The organism is Streptomyces sp. NPDC051907 (genome assembly GCF_040681075.1).
GTDB lineage: Bacteria > Actinomycetota > Actinomycetes > Streptomycetales > Streptomycetaceae > Streptomyces.
In genome coordinates this window covers 16,263-41,442 of sequence record NZ_JBFAYB010000069.1, presented here as the reverse complement: position 1 = coordinate 41,442, position 25,180 = coordinate 16,263, and the positions used below count along the sequence as shown (strand labels likewise).

The following is a 25,180-nucleotide window of genomic DNA, read 5'->3' as shown; positions in this document are numbered from 1 at the left end:
GCGATCGTCAGCCCGCGGGCCCATCGCCGGGGGGCGTCATCGCGGACCGCGGGCCCATCGCCGGGCTGCGCGATCGTCAGTCCGCGGGCCCATCGCCGGGGGCGCTATCGCGGGCCGCGGGCTCATCGCCGGGGCGGCATGATCGCGGACCGTGGGCTCATCGCCGGGGCTGCGCGATCGCGATCCGCGGGCCCATCGCCGGGCTGCGCGATCGTCAGCCCGCGGGGCGCATACCGCTAGGCGCGCGCCAGCGCCTCGTACTGGACCGCGAGCCCGTCCAGCAGCGCCCGCAGCCCGGTCTCGAACGCGCCCTCGTCGACCTTCTCCTGGCGCTCGGCGAGCAGATGCGCCTGGCCGAGGTGCGGATAGTCGGACGGGTCGTACGCCGACGCGTCGTCCACGAAGCCCCCCGCGAACGACCCCAGCGCCGAGCCGGTGATGAAGTACCGCATCAGCGCGCCGATATGGGTCGCCTGGGCCGGCGGCCAGCCCGCGCGGACCATCGCGCCGAAGACCGCGTCGGCCACCTTGAGGCCCGCCGGGCGGCGGCCCGGGCCGCGGGCCAGCACCGGAACGGTGTTGGGGTGGGCCCGCAGAGCCGCGCGGTAGGAGACCGCCCAGTCGTGCAGCGCGGTGCGCCAGTCGCGGTCGTCGCCCTCCTCGAACATCGACAGGTCGACCTGTGCGCTGACCGCGTCCGCGACGGCGTCGAGGATCTCGTCCTTGTTGCGGAAGTGGTTGTAGAGGGAGGGCCCGCTGACCCCGAGCTGCGCGGCGAGGCGGCGCGTGGAGACCGCGTCCAGGCCCTCGGCGTCCACGAGAGCGCTCGCCGTCTCGACGATGCGTTCTCGGCTGAGGAGGGGCTTGCGCGGTCGGGCCATGCGGCACATAGTAGGGCCTGCCCAGAAGAAACTAGCAGTGGTAGTTAAAGCAGGGGTGACGTATGAACCTGGAGCTCAGCGAGGAGCAGACGGCCGTCCGGCGGCTGGCCGCGGACTTCGTCGCCCGCGAGGTCGCCCCGTACGCCGCCGCCTGGGACCGGGCCGAGAGCGTCGACGAGTCGATCGTGAAGAAGCTGGGCGCGCTCGGCTTCCTGGGGCTGACCATCGACGAGGAGTACGGCGGCTCCGGCGGCGACCACCTCTCGTACTGCCTGGTCACCGAAGAGCTCGGGCGCGGCGACTCCTCCGTGCGCGGGATCGTCTCCGTCTCCCTCGGCCTGGTCGCCAAGACGATCGCCGCCTGGGGCGACGAGGAGCACAAGCGCCGGTGGCTGCCCCGCCTCGCCTCGGGCGACGCGCTCGGCTGCTTCGCCCTGACCGAGCCCGGCACCGGCTCCGACGCCGGGAGCCTGGCCACCCGGGCGGTGCGCGACGGCGACTCGTACGTCCTGAACGGCTCCAAGATGTTCATCACCAACGGCACCTGGGCCGACGTCGTGCTCCTGTTCGCCCGCACCGGCGAGGCGCCCGGCCACAAGGGGGTGTCCGCCTTCCTCGTCCCCGCCGACGCCCCCGGGCTGACCCGCCGCGCCGTCCACGGCAAGCTCGGACTGCGCGGCCAGGCCACCGCCGAGCTGGTGCTCCAGGACGTCCGCGTCCCCGCCTCCGCGCTGCTCGGGCCCGAGGGAAAGGGCTTCTCGATCGCCATGTCCGCGCTGGCCAAGGGCCGGATGTCGGTCGCGGCCGGCTGCGTCGGCATCGCCCAGGCCGCCCTGGACGCGGCGGTCGCCTACGCCGGCGAGCGCGAGCAGTTCGGCAAGCCGATCGCCTCCTACCAGCTGGTCCAGGAGCTGATCACCGACATCGCCGTCGACGTGGACGCGGCCCGGCTGCTGACCTGGCGGGTGGCCGATCTGGTCGACCGGGGCGAGGAGTTCGCCACCGCCGCCTCGAAGGCCAAGCTCTACGCCTCCGAGGCCGCCGTCCGCGCTGCAGGCAACGCGCTCCAGGTGTTCGGCGGCTACGGCTACATCGACGAGTACCCGGTCGGCAAGCTGCTGCGGGACGCGCGGGTGATGACCCTCTACGAGGGCACCAGCCAGATCCAGAAGCTGATCATCGGCCGCGCGCTGACCGGCGTCTCCGCCTTCTGAGCCGCGCTCCGCCGTCGCCTGGGCCGCGCCCCGCCGCGCCCAGGCTCTAAGCGCTTGCTCACCCTCGGGGTATGGTGTGCGTTCTGATGAACGGAAGGGGCGAGGATGAGTGCGGCGGAGGAAGCGGCCGGCGAGGACATGCCGTGGGGCGAGGTCGTGCCCGAGGCCGCGCGGAAGCTGCTGGTCGCCGCCGTCGAGGCCTTCGCCGAGCGCGGCTACCACGCGACCACCACGCGTGACATCGCGGGCCGCGCCGGAATGAGCCCGGCCGCGCTCTACATCCACTACAAGACCAAGGAAGAGCTGCTCCACCGGATCAGCCGCATCGGTCACGACAAGGCGCTGGAGGTCCTCTCGGCCGCGGCCTCGGGCGACGGCACGCCGTCCGAGCGGCTCGCCGCCGCCGTCAGCTCCTTCGTCCGCTGGCACGCCGGCCGGCACGACACCGCGCGCGTGGTGCAGTACGAGCTGGACGCGCTCTCCGAGGAGCACCGCGCCGAGATCGTCGAACTGCGCCGCAGCAGCGACGCCGTCGTCCGCGACATCCTGCGCGAGGGCGTGGAGTCGGGGGAGTTCGACGTGCCGGACGTGGGGGGCACCACGGTGGCCGTGCTCTCCCTCTGCATCGACGTGGCGCGCTGGTTCAACACCCAGGGCCGTCGGACGCCCGACGAGGTCGGCGCGCTCTACGCCGACCTCGTCCTGCGGATGGTCGGCGCTCAGAAGTAGTAGCGGGACACCGACTCGGCCACGCACACCGGCTTGTCGCCGCCCTCGCGCTCGACGGTGACGAGCGCGGTGACCTGCACGCCGCCGCCCGCGTCCTCGACGCTCTGGAGGGTCGCGGTCGCGCGCAGCCGCGAGCCGACGGGCACGGGGGCGGGGAAGCGGACCTTGTTGCTCCCGTAGTTGAGGCCCATCTTCATGCCCTCGACGCGCATGATCTGCGGGACGAAGACCGGGAGCAGCGACAGCGTGAGATAGCCGTGCGCGATCGTCGTGCCGAAGGGGCCGTCCGCGGCGCGCTGCGGGTCCACATGGATCCACTGGTGGTCGCCGGTGGCGTCGGCGAAGAGGTCGATCCGCTTCTGCTCGATCTCCAGCCAGTCGCTGTGCCCGAGCTGCTCGCCGACTCCGGCGCGCAGCTCCTCGGCGGACGAGAAGATCTTCGGCTCTGCCATGTGCGTGCTCCCCTGCCTGTCGTCCAAGATGTCTAAGCGCTTGCTCAGGATGGTCGGGCGGGCGCGCTCCTGTCAACGGATGGCGACCAGTAGGCTCCGAGGAGTGCCACAGATTCCCGAGAAGATCCACGAGCTCACGGTCGGCCAGCTCTCCGCGCGCAGCGGCGCGGCCGTGTCCGCCCTGCACTTCTACGAGTCCAAGGGCCTGATCAGCAGCCGCAGGACCACCGGCAACCAGCGCCGCTACAGCCGGGACGCGCTGCGCCGCGTCGCGTTCGTGCGCGCGGCGCAGCGCGTGGGCATCCCCCTCGCCACGATCAGAGAGGCCCTGGCCGAACTCCCCGAGGAGCGCACGCCCGACCGGGAGGACTGGGCGCGGCTGTCGCAGGCCTGGCGCACGGAGCTGGACGAGCGGATCAAGCAGCTCAGCAGACTCCGCGACCACCTCACCGACTGCATCGGCTGCGGCTGCCTGTCGCTGAAGACCTGCGTGCTGTCCAACCCGGACGACGTGGTCGGCGAGAGGATCGCGGGCTCCCGCCTCATGCCGGAACGCCGTCCGAAGCGGTAGGGGGGGCGGAGGCGGGGTGCGAGCTGGCCGGGGCGGAGGCAGATTATGCGAGCGAGCCGGGCCCGCGCCGCGCCGGGGCTCATATCGGATGCCCTCAGCAGGCCGGCTGGAAGTCGACGCGGCCTGAGCAGGGTTGAGCCCGAGGTGGGCTGGGCCCAATGCCCGGCCGCGGCAGCCAATGCTGAGCTGGGCGGGGCGCACGTCGGGCCGGAGCCGCGCGGGCCCAAGCCTGCCTCGGCAGGCCGTGCTGAGTCGCTCGGCCCAAGCCCGGTGCCCTAGGCAGGTGTTGCTGGAAGTCGGGTGGGCCCGAGCCGGGCCCTCAGCAGGCCGAGCCCCAGCGCGGCCCGAGCCCGGCTAGACCCAGCCGCCGCCCGAGCCGGGAAGACCCACCCGCCGCCCCCCCCCGGCACCGCCCCGCCCCCCCCAACGCGAAGACGGGCCCGCACCCCCGTGTCGGGCCCGTCCTCCGTGGGGCGACGGATCTACTCGTACTCCGTGCCGCCCTTGCGGGTCAGATACGCCGGGCTGACCGCCTTGGCTATCGCCCTACCGCCCACCACCGGGCTGTAGCGCTCGGTCGTCGAGCGGATCACGACGCCCTCCCGCAGATGCAGCTCCCGCCCGGACACGGTCTCCCGGCCGGTCGCCAGCTCCAGCACCTTGTCGATGTCGTACGGGCCCTCGTACAGCCTCGGCGCCAGCGGCAGTTCGCCCTCCAGCAGCTCCGCCGCGTCCAGCCAGCGGACCTCGCCGTCGATCTCGGCCGAGACGTCGAAGACGGCGTAGCCCAGGTCCTCCGAGCGCGCGTTGGCGCCGTAGCCGAGGTCCTGCACGCCCGCGCCGAACACCTCGCCGAAGACGCCGACCCGCCTCGCGCCCAGCTTCTCGGCCAGCCGCGCGGCGACCTCGCCGACGCCGTGGCCGTGGATCGCCCGCCAGTACAGATTGCGCGGGTCCTCCTGGAGCGCGAGCCCCTTCGAGCCGAAGCCCTTGGACGAGACCTGTACGCGGCCGCCGTCGGCCACGCTGTACGTCAGCAGGCAGGCGGAGCCGTGCAGCTTCTCCGTCAGCACCACCGGCTCGCCCGGCTCGAAGATCGTCGGGTACCGCTGGATGTTCTCGATGTCCACCCAGGGCAGCAGATCCGGCGCGGCCTCCACGTCCCCGCTCATCGTCGGCGGGATCGGCGGGGACCACTTGGTGATGGCCAGCAGCTCGGCGAAGTCCGTGCCGTCGGCCGCGGCCTGCGCAAGGTCCACGTCCGCGAGCGCCTTGGGCCGGCACACCAGCCCCTGTGACAGCTCGCCGCGCAGGCGCACCGCCTTGACCCGGTTGGACGCCTTGCCCGACAGCCGCCCGGTCAGCCCCAGCTCCTCGACCAGCTCGGCCGGGAGCACGGACTGCTCCGGGATGTACAGCGCGACGTCGCCACTGCGGTACGCGCCCTTGGCGACGACGGCTCGGTACAGGCCCACCTGGGCCAGCTCGAGCACGTCCGCGTTCGGATGCGCATGGATGGTCAGTTGCTCGGCGGTGACGCGCAGCGTCGACATGTCAGGACTCCTCGGGCGGTTTGCTCACGGGCCCTACTGTGCGGCCGGGCTATCCCACTGGCCCACTGGTTTTCGCCCTGGTAACGTCGCGCTCTTCGGCCGGCCCGGTCCGCCCGGAGTCCCGTCAGGAAACTCCTGTGACGTCCACCGAGCTCGCCGCCGCGGTCGCCCGCGTCCGTACCGTCTTCGCCGGCATGACCAGCCCCGACGAGAAGGGCTGCGGCTACTGCCACAACTCGCTGGAGACCGCCCTGCTGCGGACGCCGCACGTCACGGTCCCGGTGGAGACCGTCGGCTACTACCTGCTCGAGGTGGCGGACCACTTCACCGACCACGCCGCCTCCATGCGCAGGCTGCTGCCGGACCTCGTGGCCTACCTCGCCTCCGGCGAGCTCCACGCCTGGACGGGGAGCGTCGCCGGGCTCGCCGCCAGCGGCTGGCAGCAGTGGCCCGCCGAACAGCGCGACGCCGTCTCCGGGTTCCTCCTCGCATGGTGGGACGCGCATCTGCACGACGAGGACCCGGTCCATCCCGTGGAGAAGGTCTTCCAGATGTGCGTCACGGCGACCAGCTCGCTCACCCCCTACCTCGACCACTGGGCGGCGCAGCCCCCCGGCGGCCTCCCGGACGACCGCCTGGCGTCCGTGGCCGAGGAATGGATCCAGGACCTGCTCTACGACGACTCGGTCATCGAGGAGTGGCGCGACTGGCAGCGGGACCAGCCGGACGACGAGCTCGTCGCCTGGCTGGTCGACGTCGCCCGGCCCCGGCTCGCCGCGCACGGCGCCGATCCGGAACTGGTGCGCAGGATAGGGCTGCTGCCCCTGCCCTACGACGAGCGATGGGACGCCTACTACGGCAGGGACGCCGACTCGGCCACCGCCGCGGAGACGAGCTGAGCGTTGGACCCGGCGGGCCGTCCGTCCGGCAGGAACAGCACGTCCTCCAGGCTTTGACCGAGGCATGGTCGGGCAGCACGGTCCACGTGCGCACGCGCTCCACGCGGCGGCCCGGATCCGGCTCGGCCCAGGCGCCCGTGGTCACGCCGACCGGGACGTCCGCCGCGGACCGTATCGCCGTGGGAACCTCCGCCAGGACGCGGGGCGACAGGGTGTCCTGGCCGCACGGCGTCTTCGGGTGGACGTGCACATCCACCGCGCCGGCGGCGACGGCCTGCGCGGCGGAGGCGGCCGGCGCGGCGGGCGAGAGCGGCACGGCGGCGCCGTCGGCGGCCGACCGCGTTCCGTTCAGAGCGACCTGGATCACGCCTTCGATGGTCGCAGCCGCCACTGACGACGGGCGTCGAGCCGAAGTCGCGGCCACCACGGCGGGCGGCTGCGACCGGCGACATGGGGACGGCGACACGGGGAAACGGCGACGCCGTAGTCCGCCCCCGCGCGCCAGACCCCCCGTACGCGCACGGCCGCTACGCCACCGACGCCAGTTCCTTGCGCCCTGCCCTCTTGGCCGCCGCCACCGCGTCGGACGTCAGCACCGGCTGCGGCACCACGATGCCGCACCCCGTGCACACCGGCCCGAACCACGGCTCGTACGCCAGGTCCCGCCGCCACACGATGTCGGTCCCCTCGCACACCGGGCAGGCCTCTCCCGGCTCGGCCTCCAGCGCGGCGATCAGCCGGCGCAGGACCTCGCCGAGCGGCGCGGACGGATGGGCGGCCGGGGTGTCGCAGCGAGCGACCCCGTTCCCGCCCCAGGTCCGGCGGTGCCAGTCGTCGATGAATCCTGGTCGCCGCAGTCCGTCGTGCTTCTCACGCTTGCGGCGGTCGGCGAAGTTCGCCTCGTACGCGAGCCAGACCGCCCGCGCCTCTTCCAACTCCTCGAGCGCGGCCACCAGCCGCGCCGGATCTGGGGCCCTGTCCTCGGGCTCGATGCTGTGCCTCGCGCACAGATGATCCCAGGTCGCCCGGTGCCCATAAGGGGCGAATCGCTCCAGGCACTTGCGCAGCGAGTAGCGCCTGAGCGCCAGATCACACCGCGCGTCGCGGACCTGTCTCGCGAGACTCCGGAAACCGGCCATCGCACTGCCACCTCCGTCGCTGGTACTTCGGCGTCATGGAATGGACGTACGTGTGCCCGATCCGGCTCCATTGAAAATCCGATGGCGTCCGTCATGTGGGACACGGCGGGAGTTCGGCCGGACATCGACCATGGCGCCGGGCGTGGCGGGGGCGGCCCTCACCGCACTGAACAGCGGGTGCGGGAACAGTAAGTGCTTGCGGCCGGCGGCGGGAGGCGGACGGGGATTTTTGGCGGCGAATGGTCCATGGGGCGGGTTTGCGCGAGCGCATCGCCCTTTCGGAGCCCGGTCCCGGGCCGCCGTACGGGCTCAACGGACCGCTTCCCTCGGCCCCTTGTGGCGATTCGGAAAAGGTGACGCATGTTCACCTTACTGACGGGTCGTACCGCCAGTAACCTCCCGCGCATCGGCCTCCCCGAGGAGCATCCATGCGACGACGCAACGGAAGACTCACAGCCGCCACCGCCGCCGCGGCCTTCGCGCTCGCCGCCGGTCTGCTGGCCCCCCTGCCACAGGCCACGGCCGCTGCGAAGCCCGCACCCCCCACCGCACTCCCCACCGCATCCGCCACCGCCACCGCCGCCGACGACGACCTGTGCGGCGGCAAGTGCGCCGACATCCTGCCGCCCGGCCAGAACGGCAACGCCACCCTCGCCCAGATACTCGCCCACCGCGTCTTCGGCACCCGGCCCGCCCACAGCTCCGATCAGCTCGGCCGCTACGACTCCCTGGTCGGCGGCTACGGCGGGCTCACCGACGCCAAGCTCACCGACTTCTTCAACGACGCCTCCTTCGGCGTCCCCGCGGGCCAGGTCGAGTCCGTCGCCAGGCCCCGCGCCGACGTCGCCATCACCCGCGACAAGAAGACCGGCGTCCCCCATATCAAGGGCACGACCCGCTACGGCACGGAGTTCGGCGCGGGCTACGCCGCCGGCCAGGACCGGCTGTGGATGATGGACCTCTTCCGCCACATAGGCCGCGGCGAGCTCACCTCGTTCGCCGGCGGCGCCCTCGCCAACCAGGGCCTGGAACAGCAGTTCTGGCCGCAGGCCCCGTACACCGAGGCCGACTACCAGGCCCAGATCGAACGGATCAGAACCACCGAGGGCCCGCGCGGCGAACAGGCCATGGCCGACGCCCAGGCGTACGTCGACGGCATCAACGCCTACCGCGTCCAGTCCAAGAACGGCCGCTACTTCCCCGGCGAGTACGTCCTCACCGGCCACGTCGACGCCATCACCAACGCAGGCGAGATCCAGCCCTTCACCCTCAGCGACCTCATCGCCATCGCGTCGGTCGTCGGCGGCCAGTTCGGCGGCGGAGGCGGCGGCGAGGTGCAGGCCGCGCTCTCCCTGCTCGCCGCCCAGCAGAAGCACGGCCTCGTCGAGGGCACCAGGGTCTGGGAGTCCTTCCGGCAGCGCGAAGACCCCGAAGCCGTCCTCACCGTGAACGACGGCACGAGCTTCCCGTACGCCAACAAGCCCGCGTCCCCCCGCGGAACCGCGATGCCCGACCCCGGGACCGTGGTGCCCGAGCAGCTTGTCTACGACCGCACCGGCTCGGCCGGCACCGGCGCGAAGTCCCCGGTGCGCGCCCCCAAGAGGCTCGAGCCGGCGCAGGGCATGTTCGACGACGGCGTGATCGCGCCCGGCTCGCTCGGCCGCGGACGGGGCATGTCCAACGCGCTCCTCGTCTCCGGCGAGCACACCGCCAGCGGCAACCCGGTCGCCGTGTTCGGCCCGCAGACCGGCTACTTCGCGCCCCAGCTGATGATGCTCCAGGAGCTCCAGGGCCCCGGCATCTCCGCCCGCGGCGTCTCCTTCGCCGGCGTCGGCATGTACGTCCAGATGGGCCGCGGCCAGGACTACGCCTGGTCGGCCACCTCGGCCGGACAGGACATCACCGACACCTACGCGATCGAGCTCTGCCAGGACGACGTCCACTATCTCTACCGGGGGGTCTGCACCCCGATGGAGAAGCTCGAGAAGCGCAACGCCTGGAAGCCCACGGTCGCCGACGGAACCGCGGCCGGCTCCTACCGGCTCCAGGTCTGGCGCACCAGGTACGGCATGGTCACCCACCGCGCCAAGGTCGGCGGCAAGCCCGTCGCCTACACCTCGCTGCGCAGCACCTACCACCACGAGGCCGACTCGATCATCGGCTTCCAGATGCTCAACGACCCGTCGTTCACGACCGACGCGCAGTCCTTCCAGCAGGCCGCCCACCAGATCGACTACGCCTTCAACTGGTTCTACGCCGACTCCCGCACCGCCGCCTACTTCAACAGCGGCAAGAACCCCGTGCGGGCAAAGGACGTCGACCCGGCGCTCCCGGTGGCCGCGGAGCGGCAGTACGAGTGGCAGGACTTCGACCCGGCCGCGAACACCGCCGCGTACACGCCGTTCGCCGAGCACCCCCAGTCCATCGGCCAGGACTACTACATCTCCTGGAACAACCGGCAGGCCAAGGGGTACGCCACCGCGGGCTTCGGCTTCGGGTCCGTGCACCGCGGCGACCTCCTCGACGACCGGGTCGCCGCGCTCGTCGCGGCCGGCGGGGTCACCCGCGCCTCGCTCACCCGGGCGATGGCGGAGGCCGGAGTCACCGATCTGCGCGGCGAGCAGCTGCTGCCCGAGCTGCTGGAGGTGCTGCGCTCCCAGCCCGTCTCCGATCCGCAGGCACAGGCGGCGATCCAGCAGCTGGAGACCTGGCGGGCGGCCGGGTCGCAGCGCAAGGAGACCGCCCCGGGATCGCACCGCTACACCCACCCCGACGCCGTACGGATCATGGACGCCTGGTGGCCTCTGCTGATCGAGGCCGAGTTCAAGCCCGGCCTCGGCGACGCGCTCTACCAGGCGCTGACCGGGAACCTGCCGGTCGACGAGTCCCCGGCGGCCAACCACGGCGCGACGGGCGGGCACAGCGGGTCCGCCTTCCAGACCGGCTGGTGGGCCTTCGCCGACAAGGACCTGCGCCAGGTCCTCGGCCGGCAGGTGCAGGGCCCGCTGGCGAAGACGTACTGCGGCGGCGGCGACCTCGCCGTCTGCCGTGACGCGCTGCTCACGACGTTGAAGCGGGCGGCGGCGAAGCCGGCGAACGAGGTCTACCCCGGCGACGCGAGCTGCGGCGCCGGCGACCAGTGGTGCGCGGACGCGATCATGCACCGGGCGCTGGGCGGCATCACGCACCCGGCGGTCAACTGGCAGAACCGGCCGACGTACCAGCAGGTCGTCGAGTTCCCGGCGCACCGGTGAGGCGCGATGAGCTGACCGTCCGCCGCCCGGCCGCAGGGCGCTGATCATCCGAGCGGCGGGGCGTACGGCGCCGAGCAGTCGCCGTACGCCCCCCGCACACGGTCGCGCTCAACGGCCGATGCGGCCAGCCGCCAGCACCACCCGCGCCAGCTCCGCATGGCAGATGTCGCTGTGCGCTCCGGAGGGCGGCCCGCCGCGCCGCACCACCGACGCGGCGTCCACGCTGACGCATCCCGAGGCGGGAATCCCCGAGCGCAGCGCCTCCTCCAGGGTCAGCCGGGCCGTGCGCTCGACCGCCTGGATGCCGTCGTGCCCCATCGCCCACCACCGCCGGTCCAAGCCCGCCACGCTGTGGGTGTCCCCGGCGAGGCTGGAGGCCAGCGGATAGATCACCCCGAGCGCGCTGTCGTGCCGGGAGTAGCAGGCCACCACAGGGCCGTCGACCCGGTGCTGCATATCGCGCAGCACCCCCGAGCCGTGCGCCGCGTGCGGCAGGCTCGCGGCGAACGCGTAGTGCGAGAAGGCCCCCTGAAGCAGCGTCACCGACTTCACGTTCCGCACCCCGTCCGGCAGCCCCCGCAGCGCGAACGCGACCAGCCGCGCGCCCTGGCTGTGCCCGACCAGATGCACCCGCACCTGCGGCGACGAACGAGCCAGCTGGCCGAGCAGCGGGCCGAGCCCCAGCTCCCCGACCGTGCCGGCGCGGCGCTTCATCGCGTAGTACGTGGTCTGCCGCAGCAGCTCCTTCGCGCCCTTCCACATCCTCCCGAGGCCCCCGTCGAACGGCGAGGACCAGAGCGCCGGCTCCTCCTTGGTGACCGCGCCGGCCTCCTCCAGCGCGAGGGCGAACTTGCGGCACATCGTCAGCGTGTTCTCGTACAGCACGGCCGGCGGGCCCTGCTCGTCCCACGGCAGGTCGTCGGTGAACGGCGCCTCCAGCCCCCCGGCGGGGACCTCGGCCAACTGCCGTGCCAGTCTCCCGAACTCCGCGAACGCGGCCTCGGACTCCGGCTGCTGGGCCAGCAGCTGGGACAGCCGCGCGACCGTCCCCGCGTGCCCGGGGAAGAAGTCCACGAGCGCCTGCGCGGTCTCCCGGTCCAGCGTCGGGTCCACGGCGTCCCCCCAGTCGGACGCGGCCGAGGGGCGGAAGTCGGGGATCGGCTCGTCGACGAACTTCATCGACGGCCACACCACCCCCGCGTATCCGAGCCGGCTCGCCGACGGTCCGAGGAGCCCCGGGAAAGGGGCGAAGAAGGCGGAGTAGAGGCGGTTCGCGACGGCCGGCGAGTTGTTCCAGCCGTGCGCGAACATCACCAGGTCCGTGACGTCCATTTGCGCCAAACGGTCGCGCTGCGCCGTGTCGACGTCGCCGTCCTTGTCGAACGTTATCTCTCGGTAAGGCCGCACACTCATCTCCGGCATGACCTGCCCCTCCCCGTGGTGTCCCGCGCTGTGCACAGCATCCTGCGGGAAGGGAGGGACGGCCATACCTGCGGCGAATGTCGGCCATTGTCGGTCCCGGAGCGGTCAGAGCCGGTCCGTGGGAGATCACTTGGAGCCAGTCTCCGGGGGCGCGGTCAGAGCCGGTCGGCCGCCGTGATCCGGTGGAGGTGGACCAGCACGTCGTACGAGGCGGTCAGAGCCAGCGGCTCCGGCGCGTCCGGCCAGCCGCCGATGCTGCGCACGGGGCGGGCCACGCTCAGCCACGCGCGCGCAGCGGGCGGCGCCGTCCGCATGTCGAGGTAGTAGTCGCCGCGCGCCACCCGCTCCAGGGTGTGCTCATGGGAGCCCTTCTCGGGCGGCCCGACCTCGAAGCGGCGCAGCGGCTCGGCCGGGTCGCTCGTGTCGAAGGCGCTGAACGAGCCCTGGCCGAAGGTGAAGCCGATGTTCGTGTACGCGTCGCCGACCAGCTCCCGCAGGACCGCGCCCTGCGGCTTCGGGTCGCCCGCCGGATCGCTCGCCTCGTACGCCACATGCCCGTTGTGGGCGGAGAGCAGCATGCGGTGGCCGGTCTGCCGCTGCCACCACACGGTGTTCTCGGCCATGGACCGGTCCCGGTAGGCCATCGCCTCGGCGACCTGCCCGGCGTCCTGGAAGTCGTACGAGAACTCCGTGCCGGTCTGCGCGATGGCCCGCGCGTGCTGGAGGACCCAGGCGTGCTCTGCGCGGTCGGGGCCGGGTCGCTGCTCCTCCAGCAGGGCCAGGGCCCGCCGCACGTCCTTCGCCATCGCCCGGCGCTCGGCGAGCGGCTTCGCCGTGTACGCCTTGATGGAGGCGTCCACCCCCGCGGTCGGCCGGGAGGCGCGGTAGAGGCGGGCGATCTGCGGGGCGAGCGCCGGATAGCGCTCGTCGGCGTACGCCGTCACCGCGTCGAAGAGCCGCGGTCCCGCGTAGGCGAGGTCGTTGCCCATGAACTGCACCGGGCGGTCCGGGCGCCGGAGGTTGTGCTGGCGCATCCAGCGGATCAGATCCAGGTACTCGCGGGTGTTCCAGATGAGATACGCGTTCTGGAACTCCTCCCGCATGATGCGCACCGGGTCGCCCTTGCCGTGCAGCACATAGTCGTTGATCCGCAGCCCGGCGCTCCAGTTGACCTCCAGCGCGAACGTGGTAAACCCCTGGCGCTCCACCAGATCCTGGAAGAGCCGGTGCTTGAACCGGAAGAACTCCCGGGAGTTGTGCGTCGCCTCGCCGACGCCCACGATCCTCGCCGTGCCGATCGCCTGCTCCAGCGGCCGCAGGTCGGCCAGCGGACGGGCGGCGCGCGCCAGCGCGCGCACGGGATCGTCCGCGGCGGGCCCGGTTCTGTCTCGCGCCGGAGCGGGCGCCGCCACGGCGAGCGAGCCGAGAGCGAGGGCGAGGGCGAGTACGAGCAGCAGCGTGCGCCGTATCCGAAGGCCGGTGTACGAGTCCATGGATCAAGGGTCTCGACGGCCGGGGGGTCGGGGCCAGCCTGCCAGCTCCCCTCCCCGAGGTGGGGATTCCCCCCGGTTACCCCCGGTCCCCCCTGGTCTCCCCGGCCCCCGGGTCAGTACCGCAGATACCGCTTGCGGACCGCCTTGAACGCCGCCAGCTCGTCCTTCCAGGCCGCCGCCACCTCGTCGGCGCCCGCCCCCGCGTCGATCAGGGTCCTGACCTTCGTCGAGCCCGTCAGCTTGTCGATCCAGTTGTCGTGCCGCCAGGCGAAGCCGCTCCAGCTCCGCTTCGCCGTCACCAGCAGGCCGACGCCGGTGCGCACCGGGTCGTACGCCTCCCGGTCGTGGACGTGCAGCTGCACCCCGCCGACCGTCTTGCCCTGGAACTTGGAGAAGGTCGGTGCGAAGTACGCCTCGCGGAAGCGGACGCCCGGCAGCTCCAGGGCGTTCGCCGCCTCGGCCCAGCGGCGGTCGATCCCCTCCGCGCCCAGCAGCTCGAAGGGGCGGGTGGTGCCGCGGCCCTCGGAGAGGTTGGTGCCCTCGAAGAGGCAGGTGCCCGAGTACACCAGCGCGGTCTCGGGGGTGGGCATGTTCGGGCTCGGCGGGACCCAGGGCAGGCCGGTCTCGTCGAAGAAGTCGGCGCGCCGCCACCCCGACATCCGTACGGTCTCCAGCTCCACCGGCGTCGTCAGGAACTCGCCGTTGAACAGCAGGGCCAGCTCGGCGACCGTCATGCCGTGCGCCTGCGAGATCGGCTCGCGGCCCACGAAGGTCGCGAACGCCTTGTCGAGGACGGGCCCGAGCGCGGCGCGCCCGGTGACCGGGTTCGGCCGGTCCAGCACGACGAACCGCTTCCCCGCGAGGGCGGCCGCCTGCATGCAGTCGTACAGCGTCCAGATGTACGTGTAGAAGCGCGCCCCGGCGTCCTGGATGTCGAAGACGATCGTCTGCACGCCCGACGCGGTGAAGACGTCGGCGAGCGGCTGCCCGCTCTTGAGATACGTGTCGTAGACCGGCAGCCCGGTCGCCGGGTCGTCGTAGCGGCCCTCCGAGCCGCCCGCCTGGGCCGTGCCCCGGAAGCCGTGCTCGGGGCCGAAGACGGCGATCAGGCTCACCCGGTCGTCGGCGTGCATCACGTCCACGATGTGCCGTGCGTCCCGGGTGATCCCGGTCGGGTTGGTCACGACTCCGACCCGCTCGCCGGCCAGCCGCGCGTAGCCGTCCGCGGCCAGCCGTTCGAAGCCGGTGCGCACCCGGGCACGGCCCGCCGCGCCCGAGCGGTCGGAGGAGTCCGCCGCCGGCAGCGCTCCCGCGGGAGAGGGGGACGCGGCCAGCGCCCCCACCGCGCCGCCGGCGGCCAGCAGACCCCGTCTGGACAGGCTCATCGAGCTACCTCCGCGTTCGCCGTCTGTCATGGCCACGCACGCTAGCGCGCACCCCGGGCGCGGGGAACGACCCCGGCAGCGCGCATCGCGGGTGTGTTGCGCGGGCGAGCGCGCGGCCCGGCGCGGACGGCGCCCCCTTCCCCCACTACATACCGACTGGTTAGTCTGCTGGGGTGGCCGGCACGCAGAGAGGCGGAGCTCAGATGAGTCAGTTGCAGGGCGCTGGAGTTGTGGTGACGGGCGCGGGAGGCGGCATCGGCGCCGCGCTGGCCCGCCGGTTCGCGGCGGAGGGCGCCCGGGTCGTGGTCAACGACATCGACCCGGCGAAGACCAAGGAGGTCGCCGACGAGATAGGCGCGACGGCCGTCGTCGGCGACGCGTCCGAGATCGTGGCCGAGGCCCGCGACGCGCTGGACGGCGTCGTCGACGTCTACTGCGCCAACGCCGGACTCGCCTCGCCCGGCGACGCCTTCGCCGAAGAAGCGGTCTGGGCCGCCGCCTGGGACGTCAACGTCATGGCGCACGTCCGCGCGGCCCGCACCCTGCTGCCCGACTGGCTGGAGCGCGGCAGCGGCCGCTTCGTCTCCACCGTCTCCGCCGCAGGCCTGCTCACCATGGTGGGCGCGGCCCCGTACAGCGTCTCCAAGCACGGCGCGTACGCCTTCGCCGAGTGGCTCTCCCTCACCTACCGCCACCGCGGCCTCAAGGTCCACGCGATCTGCCCCCAGGGCGTGCGGACGGACATGCTCACCGCGGCCGGATCCGCCGGCGAGCTCGTCCTCGCCCCCACCGCGGTCGAGCCCGAGGACGTCGCCGACGCGCTGTTCGAGGGGATCGAGTCCGATCGCTTCCTGATCCTGCCGCATCCCGAGGTCGCCGGGTACTACCAGGTGCGCGCCGCCTCCCCGGACCGCTGGCTGGGCTCCATGAACCACATCCAGCAGAAGTGGGAGGGGGCGGGCGAGTGACCCCGATCTACGCCGCCAAGCCCTGGCTCGGCCGGCTCACCGACGCCCAACGCGCCCCCGTCACGCCGCCCGAGACCGTCGTGCACGCCTTCCGCGCCGCCGTCGCGCGCGCCCCCGAGCGCACCGCCCTCGCCTACTTCGACGGACGGCTCGGCTACCGCGAGACCGACGAGCTGTCCGACTCGGTGGCGGGCCGCCTCGCCGCGCGCGGCGTCGCCAAGGGCGACCGGGTCGCCGTCATGCTCCAGAACACCCCGCACTTCGTCCTCGCGCTCCTCGGCGCGTGGAAGGCGGGCGCGACCGTCGTCCCGCTCAACCCGATGTACAAGGCGGCCGAGGTCGCGCATGTGCTGCGGGACTCCGAGGCGACCGCGCTGATCTGCTCGGACCGCGCCTGGGAGACGTATCTGCGGGAGACCGCCGCCGCGAGCCCCGTGCGCGTCGCCGTCACCGCCTGCGAGCTCGACCTGCAGACCCGCGACGACCAGCGGGTGCTCGGCTTCGAGCGGCTGCCCGTGCCGGACGACGCCGACGACCTGCTGACCGTGGCCCGCCAGGGCCTGCCGGCCCCCGCCGAGCGCGAGCTCACCGCCGCCGACACCGCCCTCATCAGCTACACCTCCGGCACCAGCGGCGCGCCCAAGGGCGCGCTCAACCTCCACGGCGGGATCTGCTACAACGCCGAGCGCCAGCGCACCGGCCACCCCGTCGAGGAGGGCGACACCTACTTCGCGCTCGCGCCCCTCTTCCACATCACCGGGATGGTCTGCCAGCTCGCCGTCTGCTTCGCCAACGCGGGCACGCTCGCGCTCGCCTACCGCTTCGAGGCGGGAGTCGTGCTCGACGCCTTCGCCGAGCACCGGCCCGCCTACACCGTCGGCCCCTCCACGGCCTTCATGGCGCTCGCCGCCCACCCCGCCGCCACCCGCGCCCACTTCGCCTCCTTCCGTCTCATCTCCTCCGGAGGCGCGCCGGTGCCGCCCGCGCTGGTCGAGAAGTTCCACGCCGGCTTCGGCCACTACCTCCGCAACGGCTACGGCCTCACCGAGTGCACCGCCCCCTGCGCGTCCGTGCCCCCCGAGCACGAGGCGCCCGTCGACCCCGCGTCCGGCACGCTCTCCGTGGGCGTGCCCGGACCCGACACGCTCGTGCGGATCGTCGACGAGCAGGGCGAGGACGTGCCCCTCGGCGAGCAGGGCGAGATCGCGGTCCGCGGCCCCCAGGTCGTGCCCGGCTACTGGCGGCTGCCGGAGGCGACTGCGGAGGCGTTCCCCGACGGGGAGCTGCGCACCGGCGACATCGGCTTCATGGACGCGGACGGCTGGCTCTACGTCGTCGACCGCAAGAAGGACATGATCAACGCCTCCGGCTTCAAGGTCTGGCCGCGCGAGGTCGAGGACGTGCTGTACACCCACCCGGCGGTGCGCGAGGCGGCCGTCGTCGGCGTGCCCGACGCGTACCGCGGCGAGACGGTCAAGGCGTACGTCAGCCTGCGCCCGGGGGCACAGGCGCTGCCCGCCGAGCTCTCCTCCTACTGTGAGGAGCGGCTGGCGGCCTATAAATACCCGCGGGAAGTAGAGATCCTGCCGGAGCTGCCGAAGACCACGAGTGGGAAGATCCTCAGGCGGGAACTGCGTTCCCCGGCGTAGGACCGGACAATTGAACGAAAGGCAGGTGCGGTGCAATGGCCAGGACGACGGACGGGGACGGCGCCCCCGTACCGCAGAGACTGCTGGCCGCCGCCACCCGGCTCTTCGCCGAACGCGGCTACGACCGCACCTCGGTCCAGGAGATCGTCGAGGCGGCGGGCGTCACCAAAGGCGCGCTCTACCACTACTTCGGCTCCAAGGAGGACCTGCTCCAGGAGGTGTACGCGCGGATGCTCCGCCTCCAGCAGGAGCGTCTGGACGCCTACGCGGACGCCGACGAGCCGGTGGAGGACCGCCTGCGCGCAGCCGCGGCCGACGTCGTCGTGACGACCATCGACAACCTCGACGACGCGGCGATCTTCTTCCGCTCGATGCACCACCTGAGCCCGGAGAAGCACAAGCAGGTGCGCGCGGAGCGCCGCCGCTACCACGAGCGCTTCCGGGCGCTGGTGGAGGAGGGCCAGCAGAGCGGGGTCTTCTCGTCGGCGACGCCCGCCGACCTCGTGGTCGACTACCACTTCGGCTCGGTGCACCACCTGTCGACGTGGTACCGGCCGGACGGCCCGCTCACCCCGCAGCAGGTGGCGGACCACCTGGCCGACATGCTGCTGCGGGCGCTGCGTCCATAGCGCGGCGACGCGAACACGTCGAACGCCGGCGGGGCCGAGTCATCGGCCCCGCCGGCGTTCGCGGTCTGGCGTTCGCAGTCCGGCGTTCGACGCGTTCGCGGTACGGCGGGCCGGGGAGCGAGGCCCCGGCCCGCCGCACCCGCCCGCTCCTACAGGTACTTCTTCAGCTCGCGCTTCGCCAGCGACCGCTGGTGCACCTCGTCCGGCCCGTCCGCCAGCTGCAACGTCCGGGCGCCCGCCCACAGTTCGGCCAGCGGGAAGTCCTGGCTGACCCCGCCCGCGCCGTGCACCTGGACCGCCTTGTCGAGGATGTCCACGACCGCCCGCGGCGTCGCGATCTTGATGGCCTGGATCTCGGTGTGCGCGCCCTTGTTGCCCACGGTGTCCATCAGCCACGCCGTCTTCAGGACCAGCAGCCGCAGCTGCTCCACGGCGACCCGCGCGTCCGCGATCCAGTTCTGCACGACGCCCTGCTGGGCGATCGCCTTGCCGAACGCCTCACGGGACACTGCCCTGCGGCACATCAGCTCGATCGCGCGCTCGGCCATGCCGATCAGGCGCATGCAGTGGTGGATGCGGCCCGGGCCCAGGCGCGCCTGGGCGATGGCGAAGCCGCTGCCCTCCTCGCCGATCAGGTTCGCGGCCGGCACGCGGGCGTCGGAGAACACCACCTCGGCGTGGCCGCCGTGCGAGTGGTCCTCGTAGCCGTAGACCTGCATGGCGCGGCGGACCTCGACGCCCGGGGTGTCGCGCGGGACGAGGATCATCGACTGCTGGCGGCGGATGTCGTCGCCCTCGGGGTCGGTCTTGCCCATCACGATGAAGATCTCGCACTTGGGGTTCATCGCGCCGGAGATGTACCACTTGCGGCCGTTGAGGACGTAGTCGTCGCCGTCGCGGTCGATCCGGGTCTGGATGTTCGTCGCGTCCGAGGAGGCGACCTCCGGCTCCGTCATGGCGAATGCCGAACGGATCTCGCCCGCCAGCAGCGGCTCCAGCCACCGCTTCTTCTGCTCGTCGTCGGCGAACTGCGTCAGCACCTCCATGTTCCCCGTGTCCGGCGCCGCGCAGTTCAGCGCGGTGGGGGCCAGGTGCGGGCTGCGGCCGGTGATCTCGGCGAGCGGGGCGTACTGCAGGTTCGTCAGACCGGCGCCGTACTCGGAGTCCGGCAGGAACAGGTTCCACAGGCCCTGCCTGCGGGCCTCGGCCTTCAGCTCCTCGACGACCGCCGGGGTGTCCCACGGCGAGGCGAGCCGCGCGCGCTGCTCGTGCTCGATCTCCTCGGCGGGGTAGACGTGCTCGTCCATGAAGGCAAGCAGCTTGGCCCGCAGCTCCTCGGTGCGCGCGTCGTATGCGAAGTCCATGGGTCTACTCAGCCTTCCTGGAGGGTGGTGAGGCCGTGCTCGATGAAGACGGGGACGAGATCGCCGATCCGGTCGAAGCCGGCGCCGACGGTCTGCCCGAGGGTGTAGCGGTAGTGGATTCCCTCGAGGATCACGGCGAGCTTGAACCAGGCGAAGGCCGTGTACCAGGAGACGGCGGATACGTCGCGGCCGGAGCGGGCGGCGTACCGCTCGACCAGCTCGGACGCCGCCGGGTGCCCCTCGGCGCCCGCGGTCGTGCTGATCGGGGAGCCCGCCAGCTCCAGCTTCTGGCTGTACATCACCAGCAGGCCGAGGTCGGTGAGCGGGTCGCCGAGCGTCGACATCTCCCAGTCGAGCACCGCCTTGATCTCGTCGTCCTCGCCGATCAGGACGTTGTCCAGGCGGTAGTCGCCGTGGACGACCGTCGGGGCGGGGGAGGCGGGCAGCGCGCGGCCGAGCGAGGCGTGCAGCTCGTCGATGCCGGCCAGCTCGCGGTTGCGGGAGGCGTCCAGCTGCTTGCCCCAGCGCCGCAGCTGCCGGTCGAGGAAGCCCTCGGGCCGGCCGAAGTCGCCCAGGCCCACCGACTGGGGGTCCACGGCGTGCAGCTCCACCAGGGTGTCGACCAGGGCGAGCACCGCGTCCCGGGTCCGCTGCGGGCCGAGCGGGGCCAGCTGCTCGGCCGTGCGGTACGGCGTGCCGTCCACGAACTCCATCACATAGAACGGCGAGCCGATCACCGACTCGTCCTCGCACAGCAGCACCGGCCGGGGCACCGGCACGGCGGTCGGGTGCAGCGCGCTGATCACCCGGTGCTCGCGCTTCATGTCGTGCGCGGTGGCCAGCACATGGCCGAGCGGCGGTCGCCGTACGACCCACTTGCCCGCGCCGTCGGCGACGGCGTACGTGAGGTTGGACCGGCCGCCCTGGATCAGGCGAGCGCTGAGCGGTCCGCTCACCAGACCCGGCCGCTCGCGGTCGAGATACCCGCGGAGCTGGTCGGGATCGAGGCCTGGCGGGTGGACAGAGCTCATGGTCGGCACCTCCGGTGAGCGGGCGGAACAGGTCCCGCTCATGATGACCGACCAGTCGGTATGTAGTCCAGGGCGCCTCTCGAACCCCGGCTCAGATCACATGGGCACACGCGGGCGTCGGCCCCACGGGTCGCCTGCGCCAACGGGCGCCCCGTCCGGCCAGGATCCCGTGTATCCGCAGGTCAGGCGTGGCAGGCCACCGGCGTCCCGCCGTTCATCGCGGCCATGTCGGCGAACAGCGCCACCGGGTCCAGCGGCGAGCCCTCGGGCTCCCCGTCCAGCTCCGCGTACGCCCGGTGCAGGTTCGCCACCAGCCGCTCGCTCTCCCGCAGCTCGGCGAAGTCCCCGAGGTCCGCCGCCCGCGCCGTCTCCAGCGGGGTGCGTCCCTCGGCGTGCCCCTGCCGAGCCAGCTCGGCGACGTACCGCAGATAGCGCTCCGTCGCGTCGTACGCCGAGGGGTCGGTGACCGGGCCGTGGCCCGGGACCACCGTCGTCGCGTCGAGCGAGCGCAGCAGCTCCAGCGCCCGCAGGGAGCCGCTGAGCGAGCCCATCGGCACGAACGGCGTGCCGCCCTGGAAGACCAGGTCCCCGGTGAAGACCACCCCCTGCTCCGGCAGGTGCACGATGGTGTCGCCGACGGTGTGCGCGACGCCCGGGTGGAGGAGCCGGACCTCGACGTCTCCCACATGGACGGTGAGACGGTCGTTGTACGTCAGCGTCGGCGCGGTGATCTGGATGTCGCCGAAGTCGGTCTGCGGCCACACGAGATGGAGCTGCCGGCCGACCGACAGCACCTCGCTGCGGCAGGAGTCGTGGCCGATCACGACGGCCTCGGGGACGAAGACGCCGTTGCCGTAGGTGTGGTCGCCGTGGTGGTGGGTGTTGACCAGAGTGCGGGGGAGCGGGAGGCCGCTCGCGAGCACCGCCTCGCGCAGCGCCAGGGCCCGGCGCTCGGTGGCGGCGGTGTCGATCAGGAGGGCGGAGGCGCCGTCGCCGACGAAGCCCGCGTTGTTGAGGCACCAGCCGCCGTCGGGCTGGACGTAGGCGTGCACCTTCGGCGCGAGCTGGACGGTGTACGGGTCGTTGGCGGGCAATGCGGCTCCCCCGAATCGAGGTCGACTGGTCGGTAGGAGCCTGCCAGTTGACGACGGGTCGGGGGAAGGCGGGATCGGATGCCTCAGCCCTTCGCGCGCATCCGTGCGGCGGCCGCCGGCGTCCGACGCGGGTGGGTCAGTGGTCGTCCCAGTGGCCGTCGTGGGCCGCGTGCCGGTGCCCGTCGTGGGCGTAGTCCACATGGTCGCCGTGCACGATGGCCGGATGGCCGCACCCGTCTTTGTGCTCGTGCGCGTGGCCGCTGTGCGCGATGTGCTCGCCGGGCTCGCACTCGTCCCAGTGGCCGGAGTGCTCCCGGTGCACGTGTCCGTCGTGCGCGTAGTCGACGTGGTCGCCGTGGCTGATCTGGGTATGGCCGCAGTCGGGGCCGTGGGTGTGCTGGTGCGCGGGGTGCTCATCGTGGAGAACGGTCATGACGCTCGCCTCTGGTGGGGTTCGTGGCCTTCCATCGGATTCCAGGCTAGCCCTCTGTGACTGATTCGCTCGTTCTATCACTCAATGTCATATTCCGTGCCGTTCTGGGCCCGGCTTGCGGGAGCGCGGGACAGACCGGAGGGTCGGAGTATGAAGGCGATCAGCTACAGCCGATACGGCGGCCCGGAGGTCCTGGAGTACGGAGAGCGGCCCGACCCCAAGGTCGGTCCCGACGCGGTCCTGGTGAAGGTGCGCGCCGCGGCCGTCAACCCGGTCGACTGGAAGGCCCGCGAGGGCTGGATCGACGGCCTCTTCGAGCCCGTCTTCCCGGTGATCCCCGGCTGGGACGTCGCCGGAGTCGTCGTCCAACTCGGACTCGACGCGCCGGAGTTCGCCGTCGGCGACGAGGTGATGGGCTATGTGCGCGAGGGCTTCCTCTCCCGCGGCACCTTCGCCGAGTACGTCGCGGCGCCCGTGCGCACCCTCGCCCGCAAGCCCCGGAACCTGAGCTTCGAGGAGGCCGCCGGGCTGCCGCTGGCCGGCCTCACCGCCTACCAGGTGCTGCACCGCGCGCTCTCCGTCGGCGGCGGGGACACAGTGCTCGTCCACGCGGCGGCCGGAGGCGTCGGCTCCATCGCCGTCCAGCTCGCCGGGCGCCTGGGAGCCCGCGTCATCGGCACGGCGAGCGAGCGCAACCACGACATGCTCCGCCGGCTCGGAGCGGAGCCGGTGGAGTACGGGGACGGCCTCGTGGACCGGCTGCGCGCGATCGCCCCCGACGGCGTCGACGCTGCCTTCGACACGGTCGGCGGCGACACGCTCCAGGCGTCCGCCGAGGTGCTGAAGCCCAACGGCCGCATCGCCTCGATCGCCGACGGCGGGGTCCTCGCGCTCGGCGGCCGCTACTGCTGGGTGCGCCCGGACGCGGCGGACCTGGCCGTGCTGGGCGAGCTCGCCGAACAGGGCGTGATCTCGGTCCACGTGGACAAGGCCTTCCCGCTCGAGGAGGCCGCCGAGGCGCAGAAGCTGAACGCGGAGGGCCGCACCCGCGGCAAGATCGTCGTCACCGTCGACTGGGAGAGCTAGGGGGAGGGGGAGGCTAGGCCGTCGAAGGGCCGGTCACAGGACGATCGCGACGCCGAACCCGGCGAGCGCGATCGTGCAGGCCGTCGCGGCCAGCGCCGCCCGCGCCGACAGCCCCGCCGGCCGGGCGGCGGCGCCCAGCGCCCCCACCCTGCGGTGGGCCACCCGCAGAAAGACCAGCCACACCAGCGTGCTGCACGCCACCGCGACGAACCCAGCCGCGCTCAAGTCGCCGCCCGTCACCTGCCGCGCCGCCAGCACGGCCGCCACGGTGAACGCCAGCGTGGTCCTGCGCCACGCCAGGCGCGTCCGCTCCGGCTGGAGGCCCGGATCGCGCTCCGGGCGGCCGGCCTCGGCCGTCACCCGACCTCCCAGCCGAAGAGCACGACCAGCACCATCGCCACCGCGACGAGCGCGACCACGAGACCCAGCAGCGTCGGGAAGCGGGAGACCGGCAGGTCCTCGCCGCGCCGCATCGCCTGCTCGCACCGCACCCAGTGGTTGACGGCCCGCACGGCGCAGAGCACGCCGGCCCCCAGCAGCCCGAGCGCGAGCCCGGCCCGCACCCCCCAGCGCAGATCGGGGAGGAACTGATCGACCGCGAAGCCGCCGCCGACGAGCGCGAGAGCCGTGCGGATCCAGGCGAGGAAGGTCCGTTCGTTGGCGAGCGAGAAGCGGTAGTCGGGGGTCGCGCCCTCCTCCCGGATCCGCTGAGGCGCGAACCACAGCCGCAGACTCCGTACGAATTCGCTCACGTGTCGCACCCTACCCGCGGCGTCGCCGCAGGCCGCGCCGGCGTACGGCGCCTGGGCGAGCGCCCGGAGCCCGCCTGCGCGACCTCGCCCAGGGCGGCCGCGCGCCGACGATGCGTCAGACGACTGCGCTGGGAGAGCAGGACGCCCACCGCCGGCACACGGCCACCGGACGCCCGGCCGTCGGCTACCCGGTGCCGGATGCCCGGTGTTGGCTACGATCGCCGGCTTCCCGATCGCCGGACGCCCGCCGCCGGCTACCTGATCGCCGACTACACGGTCGTCGGATGCCCGGCCGCCGGACGCCCGCCGCCGGATCCCCGGTGCCGGCTACCCGATCGCCCGGATCCCGGCTGCTGGCCACACGGCCGCCGGATGCCCGGTGCCGGCTACACGGCCGCCGGATCCCCGGTGCCGGCTACGATCGCCGGCTTCCCGATCGCCGGATGCCCGCCGTCGGCTACACGGCCGTCGGCACCCGCCACCGGATCCCGGTGCCGGATGCCCGGTCGCCGGACGCCCGCCGCCGGCTACCTGATCGCCGACTACACGGTCGTCGGATGCCCGGCTGCCGGATGCCCGCCGCCAGCTACACGGCCGCCAGCTACACGGCCGCCGGATGCCCGCCTCCGGCACACGCCGCCTTGCGCGCCCCCCCTCAGCCCGCCCCGCGCCCCCGCAGCCGCTCGTACGCCGCCAGGCCGTCCGGGACCCACTCCCACTCGCCGATACGGCGCTCCAGCTCCGCCGCCGGCAGGAAGGCGTGCCAGGCGACCTCCTCCTCCTGCGGGCGCACGGGCAGCTCGCAGCGGACCTCGTACACCGACGACCACCAGCTCTGGCGCCCGTCCTCGCTCTCGTACAGGAACGTGAACAGCGGAACCGGCCGGGGGAGACCGGACACCCCGAGCTCCTCCTCCGCCTCCCGCAGCGCCGCCTCGTCGTAGCTCTCGCCCGCGCCGACGACCCCGCCCACGAACATGTCGTACAGCGAGGGGAAGACCAGCTTCGTCGCCGTACGGCGGTGGACGAAGACCCGGCCCTGCGCGTCCGTGGCCAGGACGAACACACAGCGGTGGCGCAGCCCCCGGGCGTACGCCTCGCCGCGCGGGGCCTGGCCGACCACCACGTCGTTCTCGTCGACGATGTCCAGGATCTCCTCAGAGGCACTCATGCCCGCCATCC

At 72.8% G+C, this 25,180-nt stretch carries 23 protein-coding genes and 1 pseudogene; 9 read left to right on the top strand and 15 right to left on the bottom strand.

What is annotated here, in order from left to right; all coding sequences use genetic code 11:
• Window positions 1-236: 236 nt before the first annotated feature.
• A complete protein-coding gene (locus AB0M39_RS29105; protein WP_365368924.1) occupies window positions 237-881 on the bottom strand; it encodes a TetR/AcrR family transcriptional regulator in 645 nt (214 codons plus the stop codon).
• A gap of 62 nt (window positions 882-943) precedes the next feature.
• On the opposite strand from AB0M39_RS29105, the gene AB0M39_RS29100 reads away from it, so the two are divergent.
• Both AB0M39_RS29100 and AB0M39_RS29095 read left to right on the top strand, forming a co-directional pair.
• Window positions 944-2,095, top strand: a complete 1,152-nt coding sequence (locus tag AB0M39_RS29100; protein WP_365368923.1) for an acyl-CoA dehydrogenase family protein — start codon at window positions 944-946, stop codon at window positions 2,093-2,095.
• 105 nt (window positions 2,096-2,200) lie between these two features.
• Window positions 2,201-2,824, top strand: coding sequence for a TetR/AcrR family transcriptional regulator (locus AB0M39_RS29095; protein WP_365368922.1), 624 nt, complete (start codon window positions 2,201-2,203; stop codon window positions 2,822-2,824).
• On the opposite strand, the gene AB0M39_RS29090 is transcribed toward AB0M39_RS29095, so the two are convergent.
• The gene (locus AB0M39_RS29090; protein ID WP_365368921.1) at window positions 2,815-3,276 is read right to left on the bottom strand and encodes a MaoC family dehydratase; all 462 of its coding nucleotides are present in this window, start codon (window positions 3,274-3,276) and stop codon (window positions 2,815-2,817) included. The genes AB0M39_RS29095 and AB0M39_RS29090 overlap by 10 nt on opposite strands.
• A 103-nt stretch (window positions 3,277-3,379) precedes the next feature.
• Here AB0M39_RS29090 and soxR point away from each other — a divergent pair, with 103 nt between their 5' ends.
• The gene (soxR, locus tag AB0M39_RS29085; RefSeq protein WP_365368920.1) at window positions 3,380-3,847 is read left to right on the top strand and encodes a redox-sensitive transcriptional activator SoxR; all 468 of its coding nucleotides are present in this window, start codon (window positions 3,380-3,382) and stop codon (window positions 3,845-3,847) included.
• A 482-nt stretch (window positions 3,848-4,329) separates the two neighbouring features.
• On the opposite strand, the gene AB0M39_RS29080 is transcribed toward soxR, so the two are convergent.
• Window positions 4,330-5,400: an RNA ligase (ATP) gene (locus tag AB0M39_RS29080; RefSeq protein WP_365368919.1), complete on the bottom strand. Its 1,071-nt coding sequence runs from the start codon at window positions 5,398-5,400 to the stop codon at window positions 4,330-4,332.
• A gap of 137 nt (window positions 5,401-5,537) precedes the next feature.
• Here AB0M39_RS29080 and AB0M39_RS29075 point away from each other — a divergent pair, with 137 nt between their 5' ends.
• Entirely contained in the window at window positions 5,538-6,299 is a 762-nt protein-coding gene (locus AB0M39_RS29075; RefSeq protein WP_365368918.1) for a hypothetical protein, read from the top strand.
• Between the two features lie 45 nt (window positions 6,300-6,344).
• Here the strand turns inward: AB0M39_RS29075 and AB0M39_RS29070 are convergent.
• Window positions 6,345-6,666: pseudogene (locus AB0M39_RS29070) on the bottom strand (3-keto-5-aminohexanoate cleavage protein); the annotation flags it as partial.
• 160 nt (window positions 6,667-6,826) lie between these two features.
• Window positions 6,827-7,438 carry a hypothetical protein gene (locus tag AB0M39_RS29065; protein ID WP_365368917.1) on the bottom strand — a complete coding sequence of 204 codons (612 nt, stop codon included), beginning with the start codon at window positions 7,436-7,438 and terminating at the stop codon, window positions 6,827-6,829.
• A 428-nt stretch (window positions 7,439-7,866) separates the two neighbouring features.
• Between AB0M39_RS29065 and AB0M39_RS29060 the strand changes: the two genes are divergently transcribed.
• Window positions 7,867-10,692 (top strand): penicillin acylase family protein, encoded by a 2,826-nt coding sequence (locus tag AB0M39_RS29060; protein ID WP_365368916.1) that lies wholly within the window; start codon window positions 7,867-7,869, stop codon window positions 10,690-10,692.
• Between the two features lie 108 nt (window positions 10,693-10,800).
• On the opposite strand, the gene AB0M39_RS29055 is transcribed toward AB0M39_RS29060, so the two are convergent.
• The 3 genes from AB0M39_RS29055 to AB0M39_RS29045 form a co-directional block, all read right to left on the bottom strand.
• A complete protein-coding gene (locus AB0M39_RS29055; RefSeq protein ID WP_365368915.1) occupies window positions 10,801-12,114 on the bottom strand; it encodes a serine-threonine protein kinase in 1,314 nt (437 codons plus the stop codon).
• Window positions 12,115-12,269: 155 nt separating this feature from the next.
• Window positions 12,270-13,607 (bottom strand): erythromycin esterase family protein, encoded by a 1,338-nt coding sequence (locus tag AB0M39_RS29050; protein WP_365368914.1) that lies wholly within the window; start codon window positions 13,605-13,607, stop codon window positions 12,270-12,272.
• Between the two features lie 113 nt (window positions 13,608-13,720).
• Complete coding sequence (locus tag AB0M39_RS29045) at window positions 13,721-14,992, bottom strand: DUF1343 domain-containing protein (protein WP_365368913.1); 1,272 nt, start codon at window positions 14,990-14,992, stop codon at window positions 13,721-13,723.
• A 203-nt stretch (window positions 14,993-15,195) separates the two neighbouring features.
• Between AB0M39_RS29045 and AB0M39_RS29040 the strand changes: the two genes are divergently transcribed.
• Genes AB0M39_RS29040 through AB0M39_RS29030 form a run of 3 tightly spaced genes read left to right on the top strand, consistent with a single transcriptional unit; the run spans window position 15,196 to window position 18,238 of the window.
• On the top strand, window positions 15,196-15,960 hold the full coding sequence (locus tag AB0M39_RS29040; RefSeq protein WP_365368912.1) for an SDR family oxidoreductase: 765 nt from the start codon (window positions 15,196-15,198) through the stop codon (window positions 15,958-15,960).
• Window positions 15,957-17,609: an AMP-binding protein gene (locus AB0M39_RS29035; protein ID WP_365368911.1), complete on the top strand. Its 1,653-nt coding sequence runs from the start codon at window positions 15,957-15,959 to the stop codon at window positions 17,607-17,609. The genes AB0M39_RS29040 and AB0M39_RS29035 overlap by 4 nt, the downstream gene beginning before the upstream one ends.
• A gap of 35 nt (window positions 17,610-17,644) precedes the next feature.
• Window positions 17,645-18,238, top strand: coding sequence for a TetR/AcrR family transcriptional regulator (locus AB0M39_RS29030; protein ID WP_365368910.1), 594 nt, complete (start codon window positions 17,645-17,647; stop codon window positions 18,236-18,238).
• Window positions 18,239-18,387: 149 nt separating this feature from the next.
• Here AB0M39_RS29030 and AB0M39_RS29025 read toward each other — a convergent pair whose 3' ends face one another.
• From AB0M39_RS29025 to AB0M39_RS29010, 4 genes are all read right to left on the bottom strand, one after another.
• Window positions 18,388-19,602 (bottom strand): acyl-CoA dehydrogenase family protein, encoded by a 1,215-nt coding sequence (locus tag AB0M39_RS29025; protein WP_365368909.1) that lies wholly within the window; start codon window positions 19,600-19,602, stop codon window positions 18,388-18,390.
• A gap of 8 nt (window positions 19,603-19,610) precedes the next feature.
• Window positions 19,611-20,633, bottom strand: coding sequence for a phosphotransferase family protein (locus AB0M39_RS29020; RefSeq protein ID WP_365368908.1), 1,023 nt, complete (start codon window positions 20,631-20,633; stop codon window positions 19,611-19,613).
• 182 nt (window positions 20,634-20,815) lie between these two features.
• Window positions 20,816-21,727 (bottom strand): MBL fold metallo-hydrolase, encoded by a 912-nt coding sequence (locus tag AB0M39_RS29015; protein ID WP_365368907.1) that lies wholly within the window; start codon window positions 21,725-21,727, stop codon window positions 20,816-20,818.
• A gap of 136 nt (window positions 21,728-21,863) precedes the next feature.
• Complete coding sequence (locus AB0M39_RS29010; protein WP_365368906.1) at window positions 21,864-22,160, bottom strand: hypothetical protein; 297 nt, start codon at window positions 22,158-22,160, stop codon at window positions 21,864-21,866.
• Window positions 22,161-22,310: 150 nt separating this feature from the next.
• Here AB0M39_RS29010 and AB0M39_RS29005 point away from each other — a divergent pair, with 150 nt between their 5' ends.
• Window positions 22,311-23,246 (top strand): NADP-dependent oxidoreductase, encoded by a 936-nt coding sequence (locus AB0M39_RS29005; protein WP_365368905.1) that lies wholly within the window; start codon window positions 22,311-22,313, stop codon window positions 23,244-23,246.
• 33 nt (window positions 23,247-23,279) lie between these two features.
• On the opposite strand, the gene AB0M39_RS29000 is transcribed toward AB0M39_RS29005, so the two are convergent.
• The 3 genes from AB0M39_RS29000 to AB0M39_RS28990 form a co-directional block, all read right to left on the bottom strand.
• Complete coding sequence (locus tag AB0M39_RS29000) at window positions 23,280-23,606, bottom strand: DUF202 domain-containing protein (RefSeq protein ID WP_365368904.1); 327 nt, start codon at window positions 23,604-23,606, stop codon at window positions 23,280-23,282.
• Window positions 23,603-23,998, bottom strand: coding sequence for a DUF202 domain-containing protein (locus AB0M39_RS28995; protein WP_365368903.1), 396 nt, complete (start codon window positions 23,996-23,998; stop codon window positions 23,603-23,605). Before AB0M39_RS28995 ends, AB0M39_RS29000 begins: the two co-directional genes overlap by 4 nt.
• A gap of 655 nt (window positions 23,999-24,653) precedes the next feature.
• Window positions 24,654-25,169 carry an NUDIX domain-containing protein gene (locus AB0M39_RS28990; protein ID WP_365368902.1) on the bottom strand — a complete coding sequence of 172 codons (516 nt, stop codon included), beginning with the start codon at window positions 25,167-25,169 and terminating at the stop codon, window positions 24,654-24,656.
• Between the last annotated feature and the right edge of the window lie 11 nt (window positions 25,170-25,180).

Excerpts from the sequence above, each read along its gene's own strand:
- AB0M39_RS29010 (WP_365368906.1), bottom strand. The coding sequence starts at position 22,160 with ATGACCGTTCTCCACGATGAGCACCCCGCGCACCAGCACACCCACGGC.
- AB0M39_RS29055 (WP_365368915.1), bottom strand. The coding sequence starts at position 12,114 with ATGCCGGAGATGAGTGTGCGGCCTTACCGAGAGATAACGTTCGACAAG.
- AB0M39_RS29090 (WP_365368921.1), bottom strand. The coding sequence starts at position 3,276 with ATGGCAGAGCCGAAGATCTTCTCGTCCGCCGAGGAGCTGCGCGCCGGA.
- AB0M39_RS29020 (WP_365368908.1), bottom strand. The coding sequence starts at position 20,633 with ATGAGCTCTGTCCACCCGCCAGGCCTCGATCCCGACCAGCTCCGCGGG.
- AB0M39_RS28990 (WP_365368902.1), bottom strand. The coding sequence starts at position 25,169 with ATGAGTGCCTCTGAGGAGATCCTGGACATCGTCGACGAGAACGACGTG.
- AB0M39_RS29040 (WP_365368912.1), top strand. The coding sequence starts at position 15,196 with ATGAGTCAGTTGCAGGGCGCTGGAGTTGTGGTGACGGGCGCGGGAGGC.
- AB0M39_RS29060 (WP_365368916.1), top strand. The coding sequence starts at position 7,867 with ATGCGACGACGCAACGGAAGACTCACAGCCGCCACCGCCGCCGCGGCC.
- AB0M39_RS29050 (WP_365368914.1), bottom strand. The coding sequence starts at position 13,607 with ATGGACTCGTACACCGGCCTTCGGATACGGCGCACGCTGCTGCTCGTA.
- AB0M39_RS29065 (WP_365368917.1), bottom strand. The coding sequence starts at position 7,438 with ATGGCCGGTTTCCGGAGTCTCGCGAGACAGGTCCGCGACGCGCGGTGT.
- AB0M39_RS29100 (WP_365368923.1), top strand. The coding sequence starts at position 944 with ATGAACCTGGAGCTCAGCGAGGAGCAGACGGCCGTCCGGCGGCTGGCC.
- AB0M39_RS29025 (WP_365368909.1), bottom strand. The coding sequence starts at position 19,602 with ATGGACTTCGCATACGACGCGCGCACCGAGGAGCTGCGGGCCAAGCTG.
- AB0M39_RS29095 (WP_365368922.1), top strand. The coding sequence starts at position 2,201 with ATGAGTGCGGCGGAGGAAGCGGCCGGCGAGGACATGCCGTGGGGCGAG.
- AB0M39_RS29045 (WP_365368913.1), bottom strand. The coding sequence starts at position 14,992 with ATGAGCCTGTCCAGACGGGGTCTGCTGGCCGCCGGCGGCGCGGTGGGG.
- AB0M39_RS29105 (WP_365368924.1), bottom strand. The coding sequence starts at position 881 with ATGGCCCGACCGCGCAAGCCCCTCCTCAGCCGAGAACGCATCGTCGAG.
- AB0M39_RS29005 (WP_365368905.1), top strand. The coding sequence starts at position 22,311 with ATGAAGGCGATCAGCTACAGCCGATACGGCGGCCCGGAGGTCCTGGAG.
- AB0M39_RS29080 (WP_365368919.1), bottom strand. The coding sequence starts at position 5,400 with ATGTCGACGCTGCGCGTCACCGCCGAGCAACTGACCATCCATGCGCAT.
- AB0M39_RS29030 (WP_365368910.1), top strand. The coding sequence starts at position 17,645 with ATGGCCAGGACGACGGACGGGGACGGCGCCCCCGTACCGCAGAGACTG.